The sequence below is a fragment of the Desulfomonile tiedjei genome (assembly GCA_016212925.1).
Taxonomy (GTDB): Bacteria; Desulfobacterota; Desulfomonilia; order Desulfomonilales; family Desulfomonilaceae; genus JACRDF01.
Map to the genome: position 1 here is coordinate 37,591 of JACRDF010000006.1, position 17,926 is coordinate 55,516.

The window sequence follows — 17,926 nt, forward strand, 5'->3', positions numbered from 1 at the left end:
GCTATCGAAGGCAATGCCAATGGCCGTATGTTTGGGATTTTCCTTTTCTCAAATTTCAGTATGGGTGCCGGTCCCCCGGTGGTTTTGAGCACGGGGCCCAGGTTAAGGGGTTGGTGGGGATCCTCAGGGCTCTAAAGCAAATTCCCCGGGCGACTAATTTGATATTTCGAGGTTATGGATGGCGAGCAGATGTCTGGAGGAAAGTTATTTTTCGGCGGAATACCCTCTAGCTTTCCCTGAAACCTTTCTGCCCTCTTTTCCCGATGAAGAGCTTGTGCAAGATGCCCTGCCCGAAATCCTGCCTGTGGCAAGCCGCCTAGGTAAGGCCGGATTTCTCAACTGGATTGACTTCACCCTGGAGAATCCGGACCAGATTTGGGAAACCGAAGCCCCTGACGGCGATAATTTCTACCATTACCTCAACTTTGTGGAAGAGGGCGGTGACCCGCCGGTCTTCGTTGTGGAAGTTCGCTACTGCGACGACCTGATGGAGGTCAACAATTACTGCCTGCTGGTGAAAGAATCCGAGTTGGCCAGGCTGCGCAAAGGCAAGAAGGTGTTTTGCCGGGCCAGCGATTGGGAAAAAGAGAAGCTGATCCGCGAACTTAACGACACGGCCCTTTCAAAATACGATCAGGACTGCCTCGAAGAAGCGAGACAACTCATAGACGTTGCTATCAGCCTCAGCGGCGCCGGTTGCGCCTATCTTTTCAACAATCGGGGTTTGATCTGCTGGAAAATGGGCAAAACGGATCAGGCCAAACGCGATTTCCTGCAATCCATAAGCCTTGACGAGCAAAATGGAGACCCTTATTTCAACATCGGCTTGATATATTTTGATGAGTTGGATTACAGCAAGGCCTTGAGGTACTTGCGCAGGGCGGTCGAGATTAACCCCACCGACAGCCAGTTCCTCACCGAGCTGGGACATCTTTACCTGGAGATCGAGCGAGAGCCGGAGGCTTTGAGGCTGTTCAAGAAGGCCCTGGAGAATAACCCCAAGGACGCTCAAGTCGATTTTCACCTGGGATATTATTTTCTGTATAAAAAGCGCGAACCTCGTCACGCGCTTAAACACTACCACCAAGGCTTGAAAAAGGACCCGCAGGACCAGTTCGCATTGGCCGACGTTGCCATAGCGCACTGGGCCCTCGGAAACAAGCGCAAGAGCCTGGAAATTCACAGAAACCTCCAACACAGCCCTTGTCTAATGCCTTACACCATAAGTAGGCTGGTCTATCTTAACGTGGAGATGGGAGATTACGAAAGTGCGCTGAAGTACTATCGTCAGGCCTTAAGCCAGAAAGAGCCGTTTGAACCCGAATGGCTCCATTACCACGCAGCCCTGGTGTATGCGAATACAGGCCGACTGAAACAGGCGCTTGATATACTGAATCTGGCTGTGAAGGCCGGTGGCGAAGCAGTGATAAAGCGTGCAATGTCGGACAAAGCCCTCCGCACACTAAAGCAAATTCCGGATTTCAAGAAGCTGATCAAGCTTACGGGGAAGAGGCGCACTCGATAAATTCTCGGCCGCGAACTGAACGTGTCCCGCCTGTGCGCTCGCGTTCGGACCACGATTTGGGGATCGGGACCCAGCGTAGGCTTGGTTTGACGGTCCAGGCCGAGAAGAAAACCGGCAAGGCCGCCCTGGCCGAAATTCGTCCTGCCAGATCCATTACAATCCATGCTGGTTGCCATGAATTCTGTTCGGTTTGCCCACCGTTATGAATAGCTGTCGTTGCCTCGTCGTTTTTCTCCGGCGCAATGACAGGGCGCTGACAATTCTCTGCGTAAGTGAAAGGTTGCGCCGAAAACTTACATGACTCTTGCAACCGCGAGCGCAGAGGTTATATATTGCGCCTAACAAAGAGTCCGAAGGATTTCACTGATCATGGAAAGGGACAGTCAAGCCCTGCGTGAGGATCTTTACCGCGTTGTGCAGCACTACGCGGAATTGAGCCGTTTGGCCAAAAAGGGCGCGGTGGACCCTGTCGGCGAGATCGGTAAGATCCTAAAAAGGACCGCGCCTTATCTGCTCCTTGTGATTCGTGACCTGCTCCCGCCTCTTGAACGAGGAGAGATGACGTATCACGAGGCCATCTTTCATATCATCCGGGCCGCGCAACAGTTTCCCGAACACCAGATACTCATAGACAGCCGAAACGAAATCCAAAAAGTTGAAGAGGCCGGGCGAGTCTTCTTTTTTGCGGTGAAATGGCTGGACTCCCCGTCCAACCAGAGGCCGTCTCCCCAAGAATTGGAGTTGGTGCGCAAGAAACTTGCCGATCTTAATGAGAAGTGCAGACAACGCTACGCCCCCGCGGATCAGGAAAGCACCGCGTTGATCCCGAGCAGTTTTGTTCGACAGGAATCCGAATCCTACGAGACAACGGTCGCACGGATGGCGGACCTTGTTCGGAGGGCTATTCTTGAGCTTCATCATTTGATGGTGGAGTACGAACCGGAAAAGGCCTTTCTATTCTTCAGCAGGAACTCGCGTAAGGAGATCGAAGACGACATAATGCACTTGGCCTGGTTCCTGTTCCGGTGCGGCTACACCGTGGACAGGATCGCTTCCGGGTATTTCAAGGAACTCCTCGCCGACTTCCTCAATCAGAAGCTCCTGGACTTCCTGATCAATACGCAGAAGGATCTGGATGCCCTTCAGGGTGTTTCCAATCATCTGGCAACTATTTCGTTAATTGATTTTGGGAGCTTTTTCGAAATCCCCAGCGATTATTGCGATGTGGACGACTCGGCTGACGTGGCGGCCAACGTCAAACTCATGAGGAGCAAAAACCGGAGAGGGTGGGACCTGCTCAAGAGGATCTCGGATCTGCATAAGCTCTATTCCGCGCATCCTCAAGGTAGAGTAGCGGACGGGCTACTTCTGTACCGCTACTACTCCGCGTTTGGCGACTACCACGGCGAGCATCGCAAGGTCGATCCCAGGGCGGCCCAGGCGGTCAAGTACTATAAGCCGAGGCTCGATAGAGCCAACATGGAAAAACAGGCCGAGGAGGATATTCAACAAAGCGGGCGCAGCTTCAGTTCGAAAACCAGAGAAGAGATGGCCGGGCTGGTGAAGCTGATCATGGACTCGCTCTACGATCCGGCCAAAGTTAAGGGCAAGAAGGTCAAAGTCCTCGGGGACATTTCTTCCGGGGCAATGGGTAAGGTTAGCATCGGGATTTTCAAGGACCGGATCGTGGCATTGAAAAGGGTCAAGGCGCAGATCTCCCCGACACTGGGCGATCCCGCGGCCTTGTTGGAATATGAAGGTGCTCTGCATGCCAGGGTTCAGACTCCGGACCAGCACCCGTATGTAGTCGAATACTATGGCCTGATCGAGCAGAACGGCGACAAGCTGCTCGTCAACGGCTACCACCCCAACGACAACCTTACGCAACTGGTGGAGCGGAATTGGACCGAAAAGTATAAGCCGCCTTTTTCCGCTCAGAGCAAGCTCACGCTGGCGACCATGGAGATCCTGGTAAACCAGTTGTTAGAGTGCCTCAGAGTGTTTCGTCAAAGGGGCGTTGTCCATCGGGACCTCAAGACGGACAACATCCTGTACATGGTCGACGAAAACGAAATGTTAAACCAGATCAAGGTAATCGACTTCGGAGTTGCCTTGGCCATAGGGCCGGGAGCGGTGGAAGACCTCTTCAGAGGCAAGGTCGTCGGGACTTTTGCTTACATGGCCCCGGAACAGGCGAGGGGTCGAAGCGTTTTCCAATCCGACTTGTACAGCGTAGGAGCTATCTTCACGGTTCTTCTTACCGGCAAGCTGCCCATGATTTTCCCCAAGGCCAAAAACCGCCAGGAGTTGGTCAAGCAGATAATGCGTATCGAGCAGGAACCTCGCCCCAAATTGACAACTCTCAACCCCTGGCTGGCAAAAAACACGGTGCTCGAACATATGGCCGCCACGGTAGAGAGCATGTTGGAACTTGACCCCATGACAAGGCCGAATGTGGATGAGGTCCAGTCAGCCTTTGACGGCTTCTTCCAACACGTCGGAAACGAAAAGCACGCTATCAGCGTATTCTACCACAAGGGGTAAACGTTTGCTCCAGTAAGAATTGCGGGTAGAGCTATCTGATCATTTAGGGCCGTAGGAGGAAATTCCGCAGTCACCTGAAAGAGACCCGAGCCAAGTGGTTCGAAAACGAAACCTGTAACAGTTATTGCAGTTGACGGCAAGGGAACCATCATCTAAGTTGCTGCGAGAAAACTGGCACGAATCGCGACATCGCCAACGGAACGTTGTTGGTGGCCTGATATTCCAGCCGGGGTGTTGTGTTTATGGTGGGAGAAGACAAGACAGGGAGATGGACCACAATTGATCTTTTCTGTGGGGCAGGGGGTATCACCGAGGGCTTCCACAAAGCTGGATTTGTGTGCCTTTATGGAAATGATCTGGACAGGTGGGCCATAACTACTTTTCGCGCAAATCATCGACAGGCTCTAGCCGATTGTGGGCGAGTAGAGGAGGTAAACCCGGCACGGATAAGGAGAGAACTGGCTCTGAACCAAGGGGAACTCTCAGTTCTGGTCGGAGGGCCTCCGTGCCAGGGATTTTCTATTAATGCCCCCGAGCGGTTTCTGGATGACCCCAGAAACGCCCTATTCAGGCATTACTTGCGCTTTCTTGATGAATTCAGTCCGTGGACGTTTCTTTTCGAGAACGTCCCTGGAATGCTTTCCCTCGAAAAGGGGAGGGTGTTCCACCAAATTTTGCGGGAGTTTGAGGCGCGAGGGTATCATCTGTCAGCCATGATTCTTCTTGCAGCCCATTATGGAGTCCCGCAAGAGCGCTGGCGACTGATAATTCTAGGGTCTCGAATGGCACCACCGCTCAGCCATCCGGTGCCGACGCACTATGCTGTCGGCAGGGCGAATTTCACGGGGGGCAGGACCATGACATTCCGCCTCAGCCCCATGGATGAGCTTATCTTACAGCCGGCGGTAACTGTCCAAGACGCGATTTCTGACCTGCCGCGCCTGTGCATGGGAGAGGGATCTGAGATTGTAACACACTGCCGGGAGGCGGTTAGCGAATATGCCAGAGCTATGAGAAACGGGGCAAATGAAACGTACAACCATGTTGCAGCCCGGCTGTCCTCGAGAAATGTGGAGCGCCTGAAATATGTTAAGCCCGGTGGGTCGTGGAGAGATATCCCCTTTGAACTCTTGCCCAAAGGCATGCAACGCGCACGGAGGTCTGACCATACCAAACGCTACGGAAGGCTTTCAAACGAAAAACTCGCGGCAACGATCATGACCAAGTGCGATCCGCATTGGGGCCCCGTTTTCCTTCCTGATCAAGACCGTTCACTTACAGTGAGGGAAGCCGCGCGCCTTCAGTCATTTCCCGATTCCTACCGCTTTTTTGGCCCGAGAGTTGCCCAATACGAACAAGTCGGCAATGCTGTGCCGGTTTTGATGGCAAGAGCGATTGCGCATGAGATAGCTCGTCACCTGAACAAGTCTAGAGTGGCCGCATAGAGTCAAGAATGGGTTTAAGGATTTTCGACTTTTTTGGATTCTCGCCTGATGACGCCTCAGCTGAAGCTGTCAGATTCAGAGAAAACCAAGAGTGCCCTTTCATAGGCGGGCCATGCACAAAATTGTTTAGGGATGGACAGCTGGCGGGATCCTGCACTTTCAGGCAGGCTAGTGGTGATGTGGTAATCTCTTGCCCGAATCGCCTCTATGCGGAAAACTATAGAATCCTTTCTGACGTGGCTGAGGCGGCTTTCGGAAAAAGAGTCAAGATGGTGCCCGCGAATGAAGCGGTCGCTAGGAGCCAAGCCGGTGAAGTCTTGGGGGTCTTTGGCAAACGGTGGGGCAGGGAATTGCGGTTGCCAAGCAGAAGTAAGGCGGGGGCAGGCAGGTACTTTGTCGATTGGATACTCGCTCTCGTAATCCATGCCAGGTTAACGGGATTTACTGCCATTGAGGTCCAGGGGATCGATACGACTGGAACGTACCGGGCGGAGCGTGACGCATATCTCCGGCGAGAGCCTTTTACGGGATACAGCGATGCCGGCCTGAACTGGGAAAACGTTTCGAAGAGAATACTCCCGCAGATAATTTACAAGGGGCATGTTCTAAGACGCGAGAGCCTGTGCCAAAAAGGCATGTTTTTCGTCTGCCCTCGTCCGGTTTTTGAGAGGATTTTGGAAAGGCTCGGAGGCTCCTTACTGGATTACACAATGCAGCCTGGCTCATTAACTTTTATGTGGTATGATGTGGATGCCAAGCCGTCAAAGGGCAAGCCTCGACCGCTCAAACTTTGTGGTCAGAAGACGACTACGGTCGACCAAGTCGCGAATGCTTTTACTGCGCCGTCCAATCTGCCATCGGCAGAGGTGTACGCTGAAGCCATTCGCGCTGAATTGGAGCGTTTGCGATAGATTGACCGACATTTTTAGCAAAGCCAAACGAAGCGAGATTATGTCTCGCATCCGCAGCAGTGGCACAAAAATGGAATGCGCCCTTTATAAGATGGTGCGCGAGATATTGGGTCCTCGCCCACGAATACACAGAAATATGCACAAGCTCCCCGGGCGACCGGATATCGTCATTCCATCACTGAAACTTATAATTTTTGCGGATGGCTGTTTTTACCACGTGTGCCCACTTCACGGCCACACCCCGAAATCCAACGCCACTTATTGGGCTCCCAAACTGGAGCGAAATATCAAGCATGATAAACGAAACAGACAACAATTGCGTAAAATGGGTTATTCTGTATGGCGGTTTTGGGAGCATGATTTCCTGACCAAAAATAAAGAAAAGACTTTCTTGAAGCTGCAGAAGCGCTTGCAGTCCCGGCTGACCGACCAACGGTCCCCCAAATAATGGCATCTACAAAAAAGAGAGAAAGAGCGGGGGGCAGAGAGGGGTCAAATGTGCTCTTGGCCCATCTCAGAGCCTCATGACCACGCGCGGCAACTCAGCATCAGCCAAGCCTTCTTCCTTTTCAGATCAGCTCTTCTTCGCTTGTATTTATGGTATGTTACGTCGGGAACGAGAATCACGCTATCAGCGGATGCTGCCACAAGGGCTGAAAGCTGTTTGGACACTACCCGGTCAAGACACTGCTCTCGATTTCCTCCAGCCGGCCGTGCAACTCCTCCCACCGCGATTCCAGCGACCGGATATCCTGGGCCACAACCGGATCTTCTTCGCACAGCGCCTGTATCAGCCCCTTGTTGTCGTAATTTGCAGAATCGGCCATAAGAGCTTCGATTTCTTTCTTGCGGGATTCCTTCGCTGCAAGCTCTTTTTCGATCTTCTCGATCTCTTTTCTGATCGGGGCCTGCTTCTTGTACAAGACTATTCGGTTCTGAGCCTCCCGGCGCTTTCTCTCTTTTTTGGATTCTTTCGCGGGGGATGAATCATCGTCGCGGACGATCGCCACCACTGGTTTGGCAGGCAATTCGGCAACTTCTGCCTCGGCCATGAGCTTCTTTTTGTACTGGTAGTCGTCATAATTGCCGAGGAAATGTTCCGCCTCACCCTGGTCTATCTCCAGGATCGACGTGCAAATCGCGTTCATGAGCCGGCGATCATGAGTTATGAGCACAAGGGTCCCGCTGAATTTCTTGAGGCCCTCTTCAAGCACTTCGCATGAAGGGATGTCCAAATGGTTTGTGGGCTCATCCATGAGCAGCAAATTCGGCGGGGACAGCAGGATTTTGGTCAATGCCAGGCGACTCTTTTCTCCTCCTGAGAGCACCTTGACCTTCTTGTGGACATCGTCGCCTGTGAACAGGAAGGCCCCCAGCAAGCTTCTAACCTCCTGTTCAGGTATACCGGAGACAACCGAAGATGCTTCCTCCAGGACGGTCCTGTCGGAATTCAAGGCTTCGGATTGATGCTGAGCGAAATATCCCGGCTTTACCGAATGGCCGTACTTTACGGAACCCCCTTCGTATGGCAGCACTCCGGCCATGATCTTGAGCAAAGTTGACTTGCCCGCGCCATTGGGACCGACCAGAGCCATGCGCTCTCCGCGATCCACGTTCAAAGAGAGCCCGTCATAAACGGTCAGATCGTCGAAGCGTTTGACAAGATCCGTGATCTCCACGACCCTCCGCCCCGACGACGGCGGCTGAGGGAAGTGAAACTTCACTGTCTTGGGCCGCTGCGGCAGCTCAACCCGATCAAGTTTTTCCAGCATTTTGACGCGGCTTTGAACGCGGCTTGCGGTCCTTGCCTTGACGCGGCTCTGGTCTATGAACTTCTGAATGCGTTTGATTTTTTCCTGCTGGTTCTTGTACGCGGCCAGAGTGATGTCTTCCTGCATCTGCCTGGAGCGGTCATAGTCGTCGTAATTCCCGGTGTAAATAGATACCTTACCCCGATCCACCTCTACCACGCGATTTACGAGCCTGTTCAGAAAGGCCCGATCATGCGACACCAAAACCAGGGCACCTTTGAATCCGCCAAGATATTCCTCCACCCAGAGCAGACTATCCAGATCCAGGTGGTTTGTGGGCTCGTCCAAAAGCAGCGCATCGGGTTCGGCCAGGAGGATCTTCGCCAAGGCCACCCTCATGCGCCATCCGCCGGAGAACTCGCTCCAGCGCCGATACGCGTCACGGGGCTGGAACCCCAATCCTTGCAGCACCTTCAACGCGCGGGCTTCCAGGGTGTACCCGTTGTAACGTTCAAACTCGTGCTGCAAATGGCCGTGTTCTTCCACCAGCGCTTCAGCGTCCGCGCTGTTGTGAGATAGCTGAGCCATTTGATTTTCAAGTTGCTTGAGACGCTCCCGGATGTCCCTGAGCTCGCCGGAAATATTCGTGACTTCTTCAAGGATCGGCCCGTCGTTACCCTGGATGAGTTCCTGATGAAGGACCCCCATGCGGAGCCTCTTTTCTATTGAGACTTCGCCTTCGTCCGGGGTGATTACTCCTTCCATCATCCCGAGGATGGTAGACTTGCCTGCGCCGTTAGGGCCCACTATTCCTATACGATCACCTCGATGAACGCTTATGCTGGCCTCTCCAAAAAGGGGTTTCCCGTTGTAGAACTTTGCAACGTTAGTCAAAAAAATCACTTTGTTTCTCCCATGAAAGCCGTGCTTACCTCCTCGCTCATCTGGACATCAAGGCCGGCAGCTTCTATAAGGAATAAATAATACACCAAAATGGTTTGAACATACCGAAGCCAGATGAAAAACACCGCGCTCAAGCGCCTTACACGCCTTGTCGGCAGAGGCATAGGCGATTTCGGATTGATTCAGGACCAGGACCGCGTTCTGGTGGCCCTGTCGGGCGGTAAGGATTCCTGGTCGCTGTTGTACGCTCTGCGAGATCTCCAGCGCAAGGCTCCCGTAAAGTTCGACCTGGCCGCGGTTACAATACATCCGGGCCAGGTAGAATTTGACTGCCGCCCTCTCAGCGAACGTTTGTCACAGGATGGGATAGCACACTGGGTCGTCCAAGGGAACATCGTCGAGCTTGTGGACGAGAAGCTTACCGAGGGCACCAATCCTTGTTCGTTTTGTTCCCGCTTGCGCCGCGGCATGCTTTATACATTCGCAACGAAAACTGAGTGGAACAAGATCGCATTGGGACACCATACCGACGATTTCGTGGAAACCCTCCTTCTTAACCTTTTCTTCAACGGATCCATAAAAGGCATGAGCCCGAACCTGCTGGCGGACGATGGTCGGAATCGCGTCATACGTCCGATGGTATATGTCAGGGAAGAACTCACCAGGGAGTGCGCGGCTCAGTTGGGAGTGCCGATTCTGGGATGTTACTGCAATTGCAGGGGCATGAAAGGCGCGCGGCGTCAATGGGTGAAGGCGCTGCTCAGCAAAATTGAAAAGGACGTGCCTGGCGTTTACTCCAGTATCCTGGGTTCCATGGCCAGAGTTCACCATCGGCACTTGCTCACGGCATGGAAACAGGCCGCGCGAAATCCGACTTTATTAAATGAAGAGGAAGGTGTAGACTAAGCAGTTGGCCAGACCCGCCATGTGTTCGCGGGTACGGGGAACTCGGCCAGAAGCGGTTCGCGGTCCCCGATCAAGGAATGAATTCAGGGCCGGATGAAATGTTTACGGGCATAATTGAGGCACGTGGCGAGATAATCTCGACGGAACCCAAGGGAGGGTTCGTTTCACTTCGCATAGTATCCGCCCTGGATCTATCCGACGTGAAAGTCGGCGATTCCATCTCCGTTGATGGGGCTTGTCTCACCGCCAATTCGGTTGAAGCCGGCCGGGGGATTTTTTCTGCCGATGTGTCACCCGAGACGCTCGGGGTCACCACTATGGGGGGAATGAGAGCGGGGTCAAAGGTCAATCTTGAAAAAGCAATGCGGCTGGACTCGCGACTCGGCGGACATCTGGTCCTGGGCCATGTGGATTGCATCGGCCAGGTTATGGAGCGCCGTGCCTCGGGAAACGGCTTTCTCATGGGCTTCGCAGTGGATTCCGGCAGGTATTTGATCGAAAAGGGCAGTATAGCTATAGACGGCGTCAGCTTGACGGTGAACACGGTGACCGGAAACCGCTTCCAGGTCATGATCATTCCGCACACGGCGGCGTTGACCGGGTTGACCCAAAAAAAGATCAATGATAAAGTCAATGTGGAGTTTGACCTCATAGGAAAGTATGTTGAAAAGTTCGTCTCCGGGAAGACGGAGTTGGGAATAAGTGAACAAACCCTTAAAGAATATGGATTCATGTGACGAAGGAGGAAGCATTAAATGAGCGTGCTGGTTGATACAGAAGCAGCAATTGAGGAAATTAAGCAAGGCCGAATGGTAATTTTGGTCGATGATGAGGACCGAGAAAACGAGGGCGATCTGACCATGGCCGCGGAAAAGATGACGCCCGAAGCAGTCAATTTTATGACCAAATACGGTAGGGGACTGCTGTGCTTGTCCATGACTCCCGAAAAAATCCAGTCCCTGGAACTCCCTATGATGGTCTCCAACAACCAGTCAAGGTACGGGACTGCTTTCACGGTCTCCATCGAAGCGGCTCGCGGCGTAACAACAGGTATATCAGCCTACGACCGTGCCATCACCATAATTACCGCGGTTGACAGGGATGCTACTCCGAGTGATTTGATTTCTCCGGGCCATATCTTTCCTTTGCGTGCCCGTGGAGGCGGGGTCTTGGTTCGAGCCGGACAGACGGAAGGGAGCGTGGATCTGGCTCGCTTGGCGGGTTTCACCGCCGCGGGAGTGATCTGCGAGGTGATGAATGACGACGGAACCATGGCCCGCTTGCCGGAATTAATTGCAATAGCTGAGAAGCACGATCTCAAAATCTGCACCATCAGGGACTTGATCAAATACCGCATGCGTAACGAGCGTCTGGTTCGCCGCGGAGCGGAGACGATTCTTCCCACGGAATTTGGAGGGGACTTCAGGCTGATCGTTTACGAGAACGACGTGGACAAGCATAACCACGTGGCCTTGGTAAAGGGAGAAATCGATCCTGACGAGGCGGTTCTGGTAAGAGTCCATTCGGAATGCCTTACCGGCGATGTTTTCGGCTCCAGACGTTGCGATTGCGGGCCGCAGCTTGACAGGGCCATGCGGATGGTCGGGGAAGCCGGGAAAGGTGTAATCCTGTACATGCAGCAGGAGGGTCGAGGTATCGGTCTTCTGAACAAAATCAAAGCCTACGAGTTGCAGGATCAGGGCTGCGACACGGTAGAAGCAAACCTGAGGCTGGGATTCAAGCCGGACCTTCGGGATTACGGCATAGGGGCGCAGATGCTGGCAGACCTTGGGGTCCACAAAATGAAACTCATGACCAACAACCCGACCAAAATAGTCGGTTTGGAGGGCTACGGCCTGGAAGTTGTGGAACAGGTGCCTATAGTCATCGAGCCATGTGCAACAAACGAGCGATATCTCAAGACCAAGCGAGATAAAATGGGGCACATGTTCGAGCTCCACATTCCCTGAACCAAGGCAAGCACCTGAACAGGCTTTCATTTAGGATGCCGTGCCCTCGGCCCCGAATCCGGTGGCCGGTTCCTTGACCGAAATAATGAACCAGGAGGTACGGAGGCTCCATGACCACCATCATCGAGGGCGTTCTGGATGCCCGTGGACTAAAGGCGGCTATTGTAGCGAGCCGTTTCAATGACTTCATCGTTTCAAGACTTGTATCCGGGGCAATGGACGCCTTGGTACGGCATGGGGCCTTGGAAACCGATATAACCGTGGTCAAAGTTCCGGGGGCTTTCGAGATTCCCCAGGTGGTGGCGAGTGTTGCCGGAAGCGGGAAGTACGACATGGTGATCGCTGTCGGTGCGGTTATTCGTGGGGCCACCCCTCATTTTGACTACATCGCGGCTGAAGTAGCCAAAGGCATTGCCCAGGTTACTTTGGGGTCGAAAATCGCGGTGAGTTTCGGGGTCCTGACCACCGACACAATAGAACAGGCCATAGAAAGGGCCGGATCCAAAGCGGGAAACAAGGGGGCGGATGCAGCCATGTCCGCCATCGAGATGGCCAATCTCCTCAAGCAGATGTGACGGAAGCGAACGCCCTCAGGGTTTCTTTACTCACATGAGCATCCTTCATTCAAGTGCCTTCCAGACGTAAAACTCGTGAATTTGTGCTTCAGGTGTTGTTCGCCGCGGACGCAAGAAAAGAAGATCCCGCGGATACGTTACAATTCCTCGAAAGCCATTTCAGTTCGGACCCTGAACAGGTCCTGAAGATGCATCGCGTGACGAGTGACTTCGCTCGCGAACTGGTCTCGGCTGTGGCCAAGGACCGCGCGGTCATCGACGCTCTTATTGACAAGCTTTCTCTTAATTGGAAAGTCCACCGCATGAATCGCGTAGACCTCAACATTCTCAGGATGGCTATTGCGGAAATGTTGAATTTCACTGAAACGCCTGATTCGGTAATACTGAACGAAGCGATAGACATTGGAAAGAAATACGGCGCAGAGAATTCCGCGGGTTTTATTAACGGCATTTTGGACCGCATTCATAGGCTCAAATCGCGACCTGCCTCCGCCGAGCAATTCTATGACACTCTGATGTCACTTGACGAATTAGAACCAACAGACTAAAATTATATACCAATTGTTGGAAGGATTCAGGGGGCCGCCCCTATGAAAAATCGCCTATTGGAGCGCTCACAAACACTGGCCCACGCTGCTTCGGCCGTCGCGCGAGCATGCCTTTTCACCTTTCTCGTTACGCTCCTGGCCTTCTTTGCGATTACATTACCCGCCACGGCCCAGAGTTCTGCGGATCAGGCTCAACCGCAAGTCCCGGGCGGGACGACCCAGGGCCAAACTTTTGCTCCAATAGGAGAATCGGGTTACCGCGTTCCGATCCCTGAAATCAAGATGAAAAGCATCGTCGGCGATCGGCCCCCGCAAGAGGCCCCACCGGCCCCTCGGGAGGCCCCGGCGGCCCCTGTAGAGGAGGTAATAAAGCCTCGACCCCCTTCCCCGGAGCCACCAAAAGCCAGGCCAGTGCCCAAAGAACTGCCGGTCCCCCAGGTGCCGAGACTTCCGTTCGAGCCCACGGAACCCGCCCCGAAGGTCGAAGCTCCGCCGGAGCCCCCCGCAAAGAAAGAGATCCGGGAGAAAGAGTACGAGAGCCCGTTGCTCAAAGTGCCTGTGGTGCCGGAGGATATCACCGCGTCTCTTCCTCCGCCGAGGAAGGAAGTTCTGCCCAGAACCGCGGCCCCCGGTCTACCGGCTCTCATGGATGTGGAACCGACAAAAGAGAGCCTGAAAACGGTCCCGCTGGACCGAGCCGAGATCGACGACATGGCGGACCCCAGACTATGGATCAGACTAGATCCCCGACGTGGAACGGAAAACATCACGGTGGAACCGGAGCCGGAACCGACACGGCATATCCCGAAAGAGGAGACACTCCCGAGACCTTCTCCTCAGGAACCGTCCCCCGTGGAGTCCATCCATCGACCGATGGGGCCGGGTGTTCCAGTTGAGGAAGAACCCGCGTCGCCCGAAAAAGAAGAGCCCACTCCGCTAAAGGAGTCAATTGTTTCACCGTTCGGCCGTGAAGCTGCCGCGGATCCAGAGGTGGGCTCTTATCTGAAAGCTACCGCACCCATACTGGAGGAGCTGTCGCTTGTCATGGCCAGGACCCCGTCGTTAACCGTCGCGGACTACGATCCTTCAGAGGCTAACGCTCCTGTTTTCCCCAAGGAACTGGTTTTGAAGCTGGATGCTCTCAAAAGAGAGCTGCAAATCCTTGATTCCAAGACATTCGAGATAATTCCCCCGCCCCAATACGCTCCGTTTCATTCACTCATCCGCCAGTCAATAACTCAAACTTATCAGGCTTGTGACGAGATAATAAATTTCTTCAACGAACGAAACGGACAGAGCCTTCAACAAGTCCGCGATCACCTGCTCAAAGCTCGGGAATTGATCCAGAAGACGCGAGAACGAAGCTTAGGGTAGTGCTCCCGAAGACTTCGTCGCCTGCGATTCTTTCCAGGGTTACGTTAAAGGGCCTTCCTTGGACCAGCGATCCAGTTGCATCGAGCTTCACCGGTATGTAATTGTCGGTCCGTGCAATCATGAGCTTGCCGGGCTTGGCCGAGCGCTCCTCCAATACAGCCGGGAAGGTGCGCCCGAGGAAGCGCGCGTAAAAACGCGTTCTTAGCTCCGAAGAGAGGTCTCTCAGCTCCTCCACCCTTTTGCGGGCCGTTTTATCGGGAACTCGCCCGTTGAATGTTGCTGCAAGCGTCCCGGGCCTGGGCGAAAACGGAAACACGTGAAGATACGCCGGAGCCATTTCGCGAATCAAATCTACGGTGCGACGAAAGGAGGCTTCGTCTTCTCCCGGGAACCCCACCATCACGTCCAGGCCTATACAGGCCTCCGGAGAGCTAAAAAGAATCCGGTCCGCCAGTCGTTGAATCAGTTTCGCCGTGTACGGCCGCCCCATCTTCTTGAGGATCCCATTGTCACCGCTCTGCAAAGGAATATGGAAATGCCTGCAAACTCCAGGATGCTTGGTCATAAGGTGGATCAAGCGGGGAGTAATTTCTTGAGGCTCCAGAGAGCTGAGTCTGAAACGCGTGAGTGGACAATGCTCCAGGAGTTGTTCGAGAAGTCTCTCCAATGTGCGGGCGGGAGAAAGGTCCCTTCCATAATGGCCCAGATGGATGCCTGACAAAACGATCTCAGGGAAGCCGGCAGCCTCCATTTGTCGTGCATGCTCCAACACTTTCCGGGGGTCCAGGCTGCGCGACGGGCCGCGAGCCGACGGAACGATACAGTACGTACATCGCTGGGAACAGCCGTCCTGAATTTTCAGAAAACCGCGGGTTCGGTCCGGAAGTCCATGTGCGCCCAGATCTGCAAAGGACTTGCAGAATGCCGCTGTTGGACGCGGCTCGTCGGTCGTAAGTTCATCACTGCTGCGTATTAACTCGTCAAAATGGTCCTTCTCAAAGGTCCCCAGCAGGCCAGCGCCCGGCGAAGTCGCTTGCACGGACGCCGGATTCACCTCGGCCAAACAACCGGTAACTACAAGGCGGGCGCGGGGATACTTCTGAGCTAGCTTGCCGACCATACGCCGCGACTTCCCCTCAGCCCTCTGCGTGACGCAACACGTGTTGACTAGGACAAGATCCGGCTCGGTAGCCGCAGAGTCGATTTCGTATCCGTTCCTTTCAAGTATATCGGCCATGGCTGCGGCTTCGGCCTGATTTACCTTGCAACCGAGGACGCGTATCAACGCCTTTCTTTTTGGTTGAACAGGTTTTGTTTTCATGGTTTTTGACATGGTACTTCATACATGTTAACAATCCACGCATCTGCGGTCAATTTGTGGACAAGGCCGGTTTAGCCAGGGCGACAATGTGGCTCAACGTGGGAAATTGCGAAGAGACTTGGTTCCTCAAAGAGTCCCTTGGTAAGTCCCATGTTGAGGCAGGCGGAGGCAGTTCTTGAGAAATCTGAACCTGACAAAAATAGCGATTCTCGTGGTCGCGGCCACTTTGTTATGTGCGTCCGCCTTTGCCCAGGAAAAGCCTCGGTCTCCGGAATCGAATTTGTCGGAAGAGTCCGCTCGATCTTTTGACATTAAGATTCCGGAGGGGTTCAAGGCGGAGGCCACGGACGAACCCGGAATTCTGAAATGGCGCAAGGGTGACGGCGAGATTTACCTCGCTGTCGGCGAGATCATATTCGAGTCGGGCGAAAAGCTTTTGGAAGCGCTTCACAAGGCGGCGGAAAAGAACAAAGCATTCGAGGAAGTGAAACCGCTACGTCTAAAAGGGGGGCGGGCATTGCTCTACAAAGAGAAGGCCCCTGATGATTCGTCCCGACTCCGAAGCTGGCACATGCTGATTGTCGCAAAAAAGAAGACGATCGCCATTGACTTTACCGCGCCTGCCAAGGATTTCGCGTCGTTTGTTCCAGCCTTCGAAGGGGCTGTCAAATCATTCAAACTCAAGCCTGCACAGTAAGAAGGATCGCGTCTATGGCAGAGACATTGCCCGATTCGCTCTTCCGCAGAATTCCTTCGTTGGACAAATTGCTTGGCGACCCTTTGTTCGGACGAATTCAGGAGCAGTATTCGGAAGAACTCGCCAAAAGCATGGTTCGGCGGGCTTTGGAGGCTCTGCGCGACGATATACGTTCGGGTGTTGCGAAGCCGGAGGATTGCTTGCCCCAGGCTCTGGAACAACGAGCGTGGGCAATAGCGGAAGCGCTTGTGGGACCGAAGCTCACGACCGTGATCAATGCCACGGGAGTCATCGTTCACACGAATTTGGGCCGGTCCCCACTGTCAAAGACTGTGATGGAAAAGATTGCCCGGGCCGCTCTCTCGTACTCGAACCTGGAATATGACCTGGAAAAGGGGCGGCGAGGCGAGCGAAACTCGCACTTGCGGTCTCTCATGCAAGAGCTTACCGGTTCCGAGGCTGCCCTGGCTGTGAACAACAACGCGGCGGCCGTATTGTTGGCCCTATCAAGCCTGGCCCACGGCCAAGAAGTCATTGTTTCCCGCGGTGAACTCATTGAAATCGGAGGCTCTTTCCGAATACCCGACGTCATGGCTCGTTCTGGTGCCATTCTGCGAGAAGTGGGTACCACGAATCGCACTCATCCGAAGGATTACATTCAGGCAATAAACGATAACACAGCTCTGATACTCAAAGTGCATACCAGCAACTACAGGATTGTCGGCTTCACCCGTGAAGTTGACCTGGATGAACTTGTTGCCATCGGCAAAGAGCACCGGGTCCCGACCATGATGGATCTCGGTAGCGGCTGTCTGGTAGACCTCTCTCCGTACGGACTACCAGATGAAATCACTGTGCAGGAGGTCCTTGCCCGAGGAATTGACGTGGTGAGCTTCAGCGGTGACAAGCTCCTCGGAGGACCACAGGCCGGAATATTGGCCGGTCGCCAGGACCTTATAGAGAGGATGCGCACCAATCCGCTGGCTAGGGCCTTGCGCATGGACAAGCTCACCCTGGCAGGCCTGGAAGCCACGCTCCAGGAATACACACGGCCCGACGGGCCCTGGGAAGGCATTCCTACGTTGAGGATGATAAGGAAGTCCGCGGAAGACTTGGAGAGTGCGGCCAAGAAACTCGCCCGAAAACTCCGCGAAACTCTCCGAGGCAAGGCGGAAATAAGCATTGTGCCGGGCGTGGGAAGGGTAGGAGGGGGAGCGCTCCCCCTCGGGGACCTTCCGGGGCCGAGAGTATCCATTCGCCCGGCCCACACCTCAGCCGCCCGGCTGGAACAGGCCTTGCGTGCTGGCAATCCCCCTGTAATCTGCCTGGTCAAAGAAGACGCTGTCCTACTGGACCCCCGAACCCTGCTCGATGACCAACCCGCCTTGATACCAAATCTGGTCGCCCGCGCGTTCGAGCGGCTTGAAAAAGGCGCTTCGGATTGAATTGCTTGGAC

General features: G+C 54.1%; 15 protein-coding genes. 13 read left to right on the forward strand and 2 right to left on the reverse strand.

Features of this window, described 5'->3' with window-relative positions:
- Positions 1-178: 178 nt before the first annotated feature.
- From HY913_02740 to HY913_02760, 5 genes are all read left to right on the forward strand, one after another.
- Entirely contained in the window at positions 179-1,525 is a 1,347-nt protein-coding gene (locus HY913_02740) for a tetratricopeptide repeat protein (protein ID MBI4962171.1), read from the forward strand.
- 369 nt (positions 1,526-1,894) lie between these two features.
- A complete protein-coding gene (locus tag HY913_02745) occupies positions 1,895-4,069 on the forward strand; it encodes a protein kinase (GenBank protein MBI4962172.1) in 2,175 nt (724 codons plus the stop codon).
- 242 nt (positions 4,070-4,311) lie between these two features.
- Positions 4,312-5,514, forward strand: a complete 1,203-nt coding sequence (locus tag HY913_02750) for a DNA cytosine methyltransferase (GenBank protein ID MBI4962173.1) — start codon at positions 4,312-4,314, stop codon at positions 5,512-5,514.
- An 8-nt stretch (positions 5,515-5,522) separates the two neighbouring features.
- Entirely contained in the window at positions 5,523-6,425 is a 903-nt protein-coding gene (locus tag HY913_02755) for a hypothetical protein (GenBank protein MBI4962174.1), read from the forward strand.
- A gap of 1 nt (position 6,426) precedes the next feature.
- Positions 6,427-6,873 (forward strand): very short patch repair endonuclease, encoded by a 447-nt coding sequence (locus HY913_02760; GenBank protein ID MBI4962175.1) that lies wholly within the window; start codon positions 6,427-6,429, stop codon positions 6,871-6,873.
- 223 nt (positions 6,874-7,096) lie between these two features.
- Here the strand turns inward: HY913_02760 and HY913_02765 are convergent, their stop codons facing one another.
- The gene (locus tag HY913_02765; protein MBI4962176.1) at positions 7,097-9,079 is read right to left on the reverse strand and encodes an ABC-F family ATP-binding cassette domain-containing protein; all 1,983 of its coding nucleotides are present in this window, start codon (positions 9,077-9,079) and stop codon (positions 7,097-7,099) included.
- A gap of 114 nt (positions 9,080-9,193) precedes the next feature.
- Here HY913_02765 and HY913_02770 point away from each other — a divergent pair, with 114 nt between their 5' ends.
- The 6 genes from HY913_02770 (at position 9,194) to HY913_02795 (ending at position 14,452) form a co-directional block, all read left to right on the forward strand.
- Entirely contained in the window at positions 9,194-9,985 is a 792-nt protein-coding gene (locus tag HY913_02770) for a tRNA 2-thiocytidine(32) synthetase TtcA (protein ID MBI4962177.1), read from the forward strand.
- Positions 9,986-10,083: 98 nt separating this feature from the next.
- Positions 10,084-10,722, forward strand: coding sequence for a riboflavin synthase (locus HY913_02775; GenBank protein MBI4962178.1), 639 nt, complete (start codon positions 10,084-10,086; stop codon positions 10,720-10,722).
- Positions 10,723-10,740: 18 nt separating this feature from the next.
- Complete coding sequence (locus HY913_02780) at positions 10,741-11,955, forward strand: bifunctional 3,4-dihydroxy-2-butanone-4-phosphate synthase/GTP cyclohydrolase II (protein ID MBI4962179.1); 1,215 nt, start codon at positions 10,741-10,743, stop codon at positions 11,953-11,955.
- Between the two features lie 110 nt (positions 11,956-12,065).
- Entirely contained in the window at positions 12,066-12,530 is a 465-nt protein-coding gene (locus HY913_02785) for a 6,7-dimethyl-8-ribityllumazine synthase (protein MBI4962180.1), read from the forward strand.
- 53 nt (positions 12,531-12,583) lie between these two features.
- Positions 12,584-13,078, forward strand: coding sequence for a transcription antitermination factor NusB (gene nusB, locus HY913_02790; GenBank protein ID MBI4962181.1), 495 nt, complete (start codon positions 12,584-12,586; stop codon positions 13,076-13,078).
- A gap of 42 nt (positions 13,079-13,120) precedes the next feature.
- Positions 13,121-14,452: a hypothetical protein gene (locus tag HY913_02795; GenBank protein MBI4962182.1), complete on the forward strand. Its 1,332-nt coding sequence runs from the start codon at positions 13,121-13,123 to the stop codon at positions 14,450-14,452.
- On the opposite strand, the gene mtaB is transcribed toward HY913_02795, so the two are convergent.
- Positions 14,403-15,785, reverse strand: a complete 1,383-nt coding sequence (gene mtaB / locus HY913_02800) for a tRNA (N(6)-L-threonylcarbamoyladenosine(37)-C(2))-methylthiotransferase MtaB (GenBank protein MBI4962183.1) — start codon at positions 15,783-15,785, stop codon at positions 14,403-14,405. The genes HY913_02795 and mtaB overlap by 50 nt on opposite strands.
- A gap of 163 nt (positions 15,786-15,948) precedes the next feature.
- Here mtaB and HY913_02805 point away from each other — a divergent pair, with 163 nt between their 5' ends.
- A complete protein-coding gene (locus HY913_02805) occupies positions 15,949-16,470 on the forward strand; it encodes a hypothetical protein (protein MBI4962184.1) in 522 nt (173 codons plus the stop codon).
- Positions 16,471-16,484: 14 nt separating this feature from the next.
- A complete protein-coding gene (locus tag HY913_02810) occupies positions 16,485-17,915 on the forward strand; it encodes an L-seryl-tRNA(Sec) selenium transferase (GenBank protein ID MBI4962185.1) in 1,431 nt (476 codons plus the stop codon).
- The last annotated feature ends 11 nt before the right edge of the window (positions 17,916-17,926 follow it).

What these genes read in the sequence shown, in the direction of transcription:
- HY913_02740 (MBI4962171.1), top strand. Translation starts at nt 179, where the DNA reads ATGGCGAGCAGATGTCTGGAGGAAAGTTATTTTTCGGCGGAATACCCT.
- HY913_02745 (MBI4962172.1), top strand. Translation starts at nt 1,895, where the DNA reads ATGGAAAGGGACAGTCAAGCCCTGCGTGAGGATCTTTACCGCGTTGTG.
- HY913_02750 (MBI4962173.1), top strand. Translation starts at nt 4,312, where the DNA reads ATGGTGGGAGAAGACAAGACAGGGAGATGGACCACAATTGATCTTTTC.
- HY913_02755 (MBI4962174.1), top strand. Translation starts at nt 5,523, where the DNA reads ATGGGTTTAAGGATTTTCGACTTTTTTGGATTCTCGCCTGATGACGCC.
- HY913_02770 (MBI4962177.1), top strand. Translation starts at nt 9,194, where the DNA reads ATGAAAAACACCGCGCTCAAGCGCCTTACACGCCTTGTCGGCAGAGGC.
- HY913_02775 (MBI4962178.1), top strand. Translation starts at nt 10,084, where the DNA reads ATGTTTACGGGCATAATTGAGGCACGTGGCGAGATAATCTCGACGGAA.
- HY913_02780 (MBI4962179.1), top strand. Translation starts at nt 10,741, where the DNA reads ATGAGCGTGCTGGTTGATACAGAAGCAGCAATTGAGGAAATTAAGCAA.
- HY913_02785 (MBI4962180.1), top strand. Translation starts at nt 12,066, where the DNA reads ATGACCACCATCATCGAGGGCGTTCTGGATGCCCGTGGACTAAAGGCG.
- HY913_02795 (MBI4962182.1), top strand. Translation starts at nt 13,121, where the DNA reads ATGAAAAATCGCCTATTGGAGCGCTCACAAACACTGGCCCACGCTGCT.
- mtaB (MBI4962183.1), bottom strand. Translation starts at nt 15,785, where the DNA reads ATGTCAAAAACCATGAAAACAAAACCTGTTCAACCAAAAAGAAAGGCG.
- HY913_02810 (MBI4962185.1), top strand. Translation starts at nt 16,485, where the DNA reads ATGGCAGAGACATTGCCCGATTCGCTCTTCCGCAGAATTCCTTCGTTG.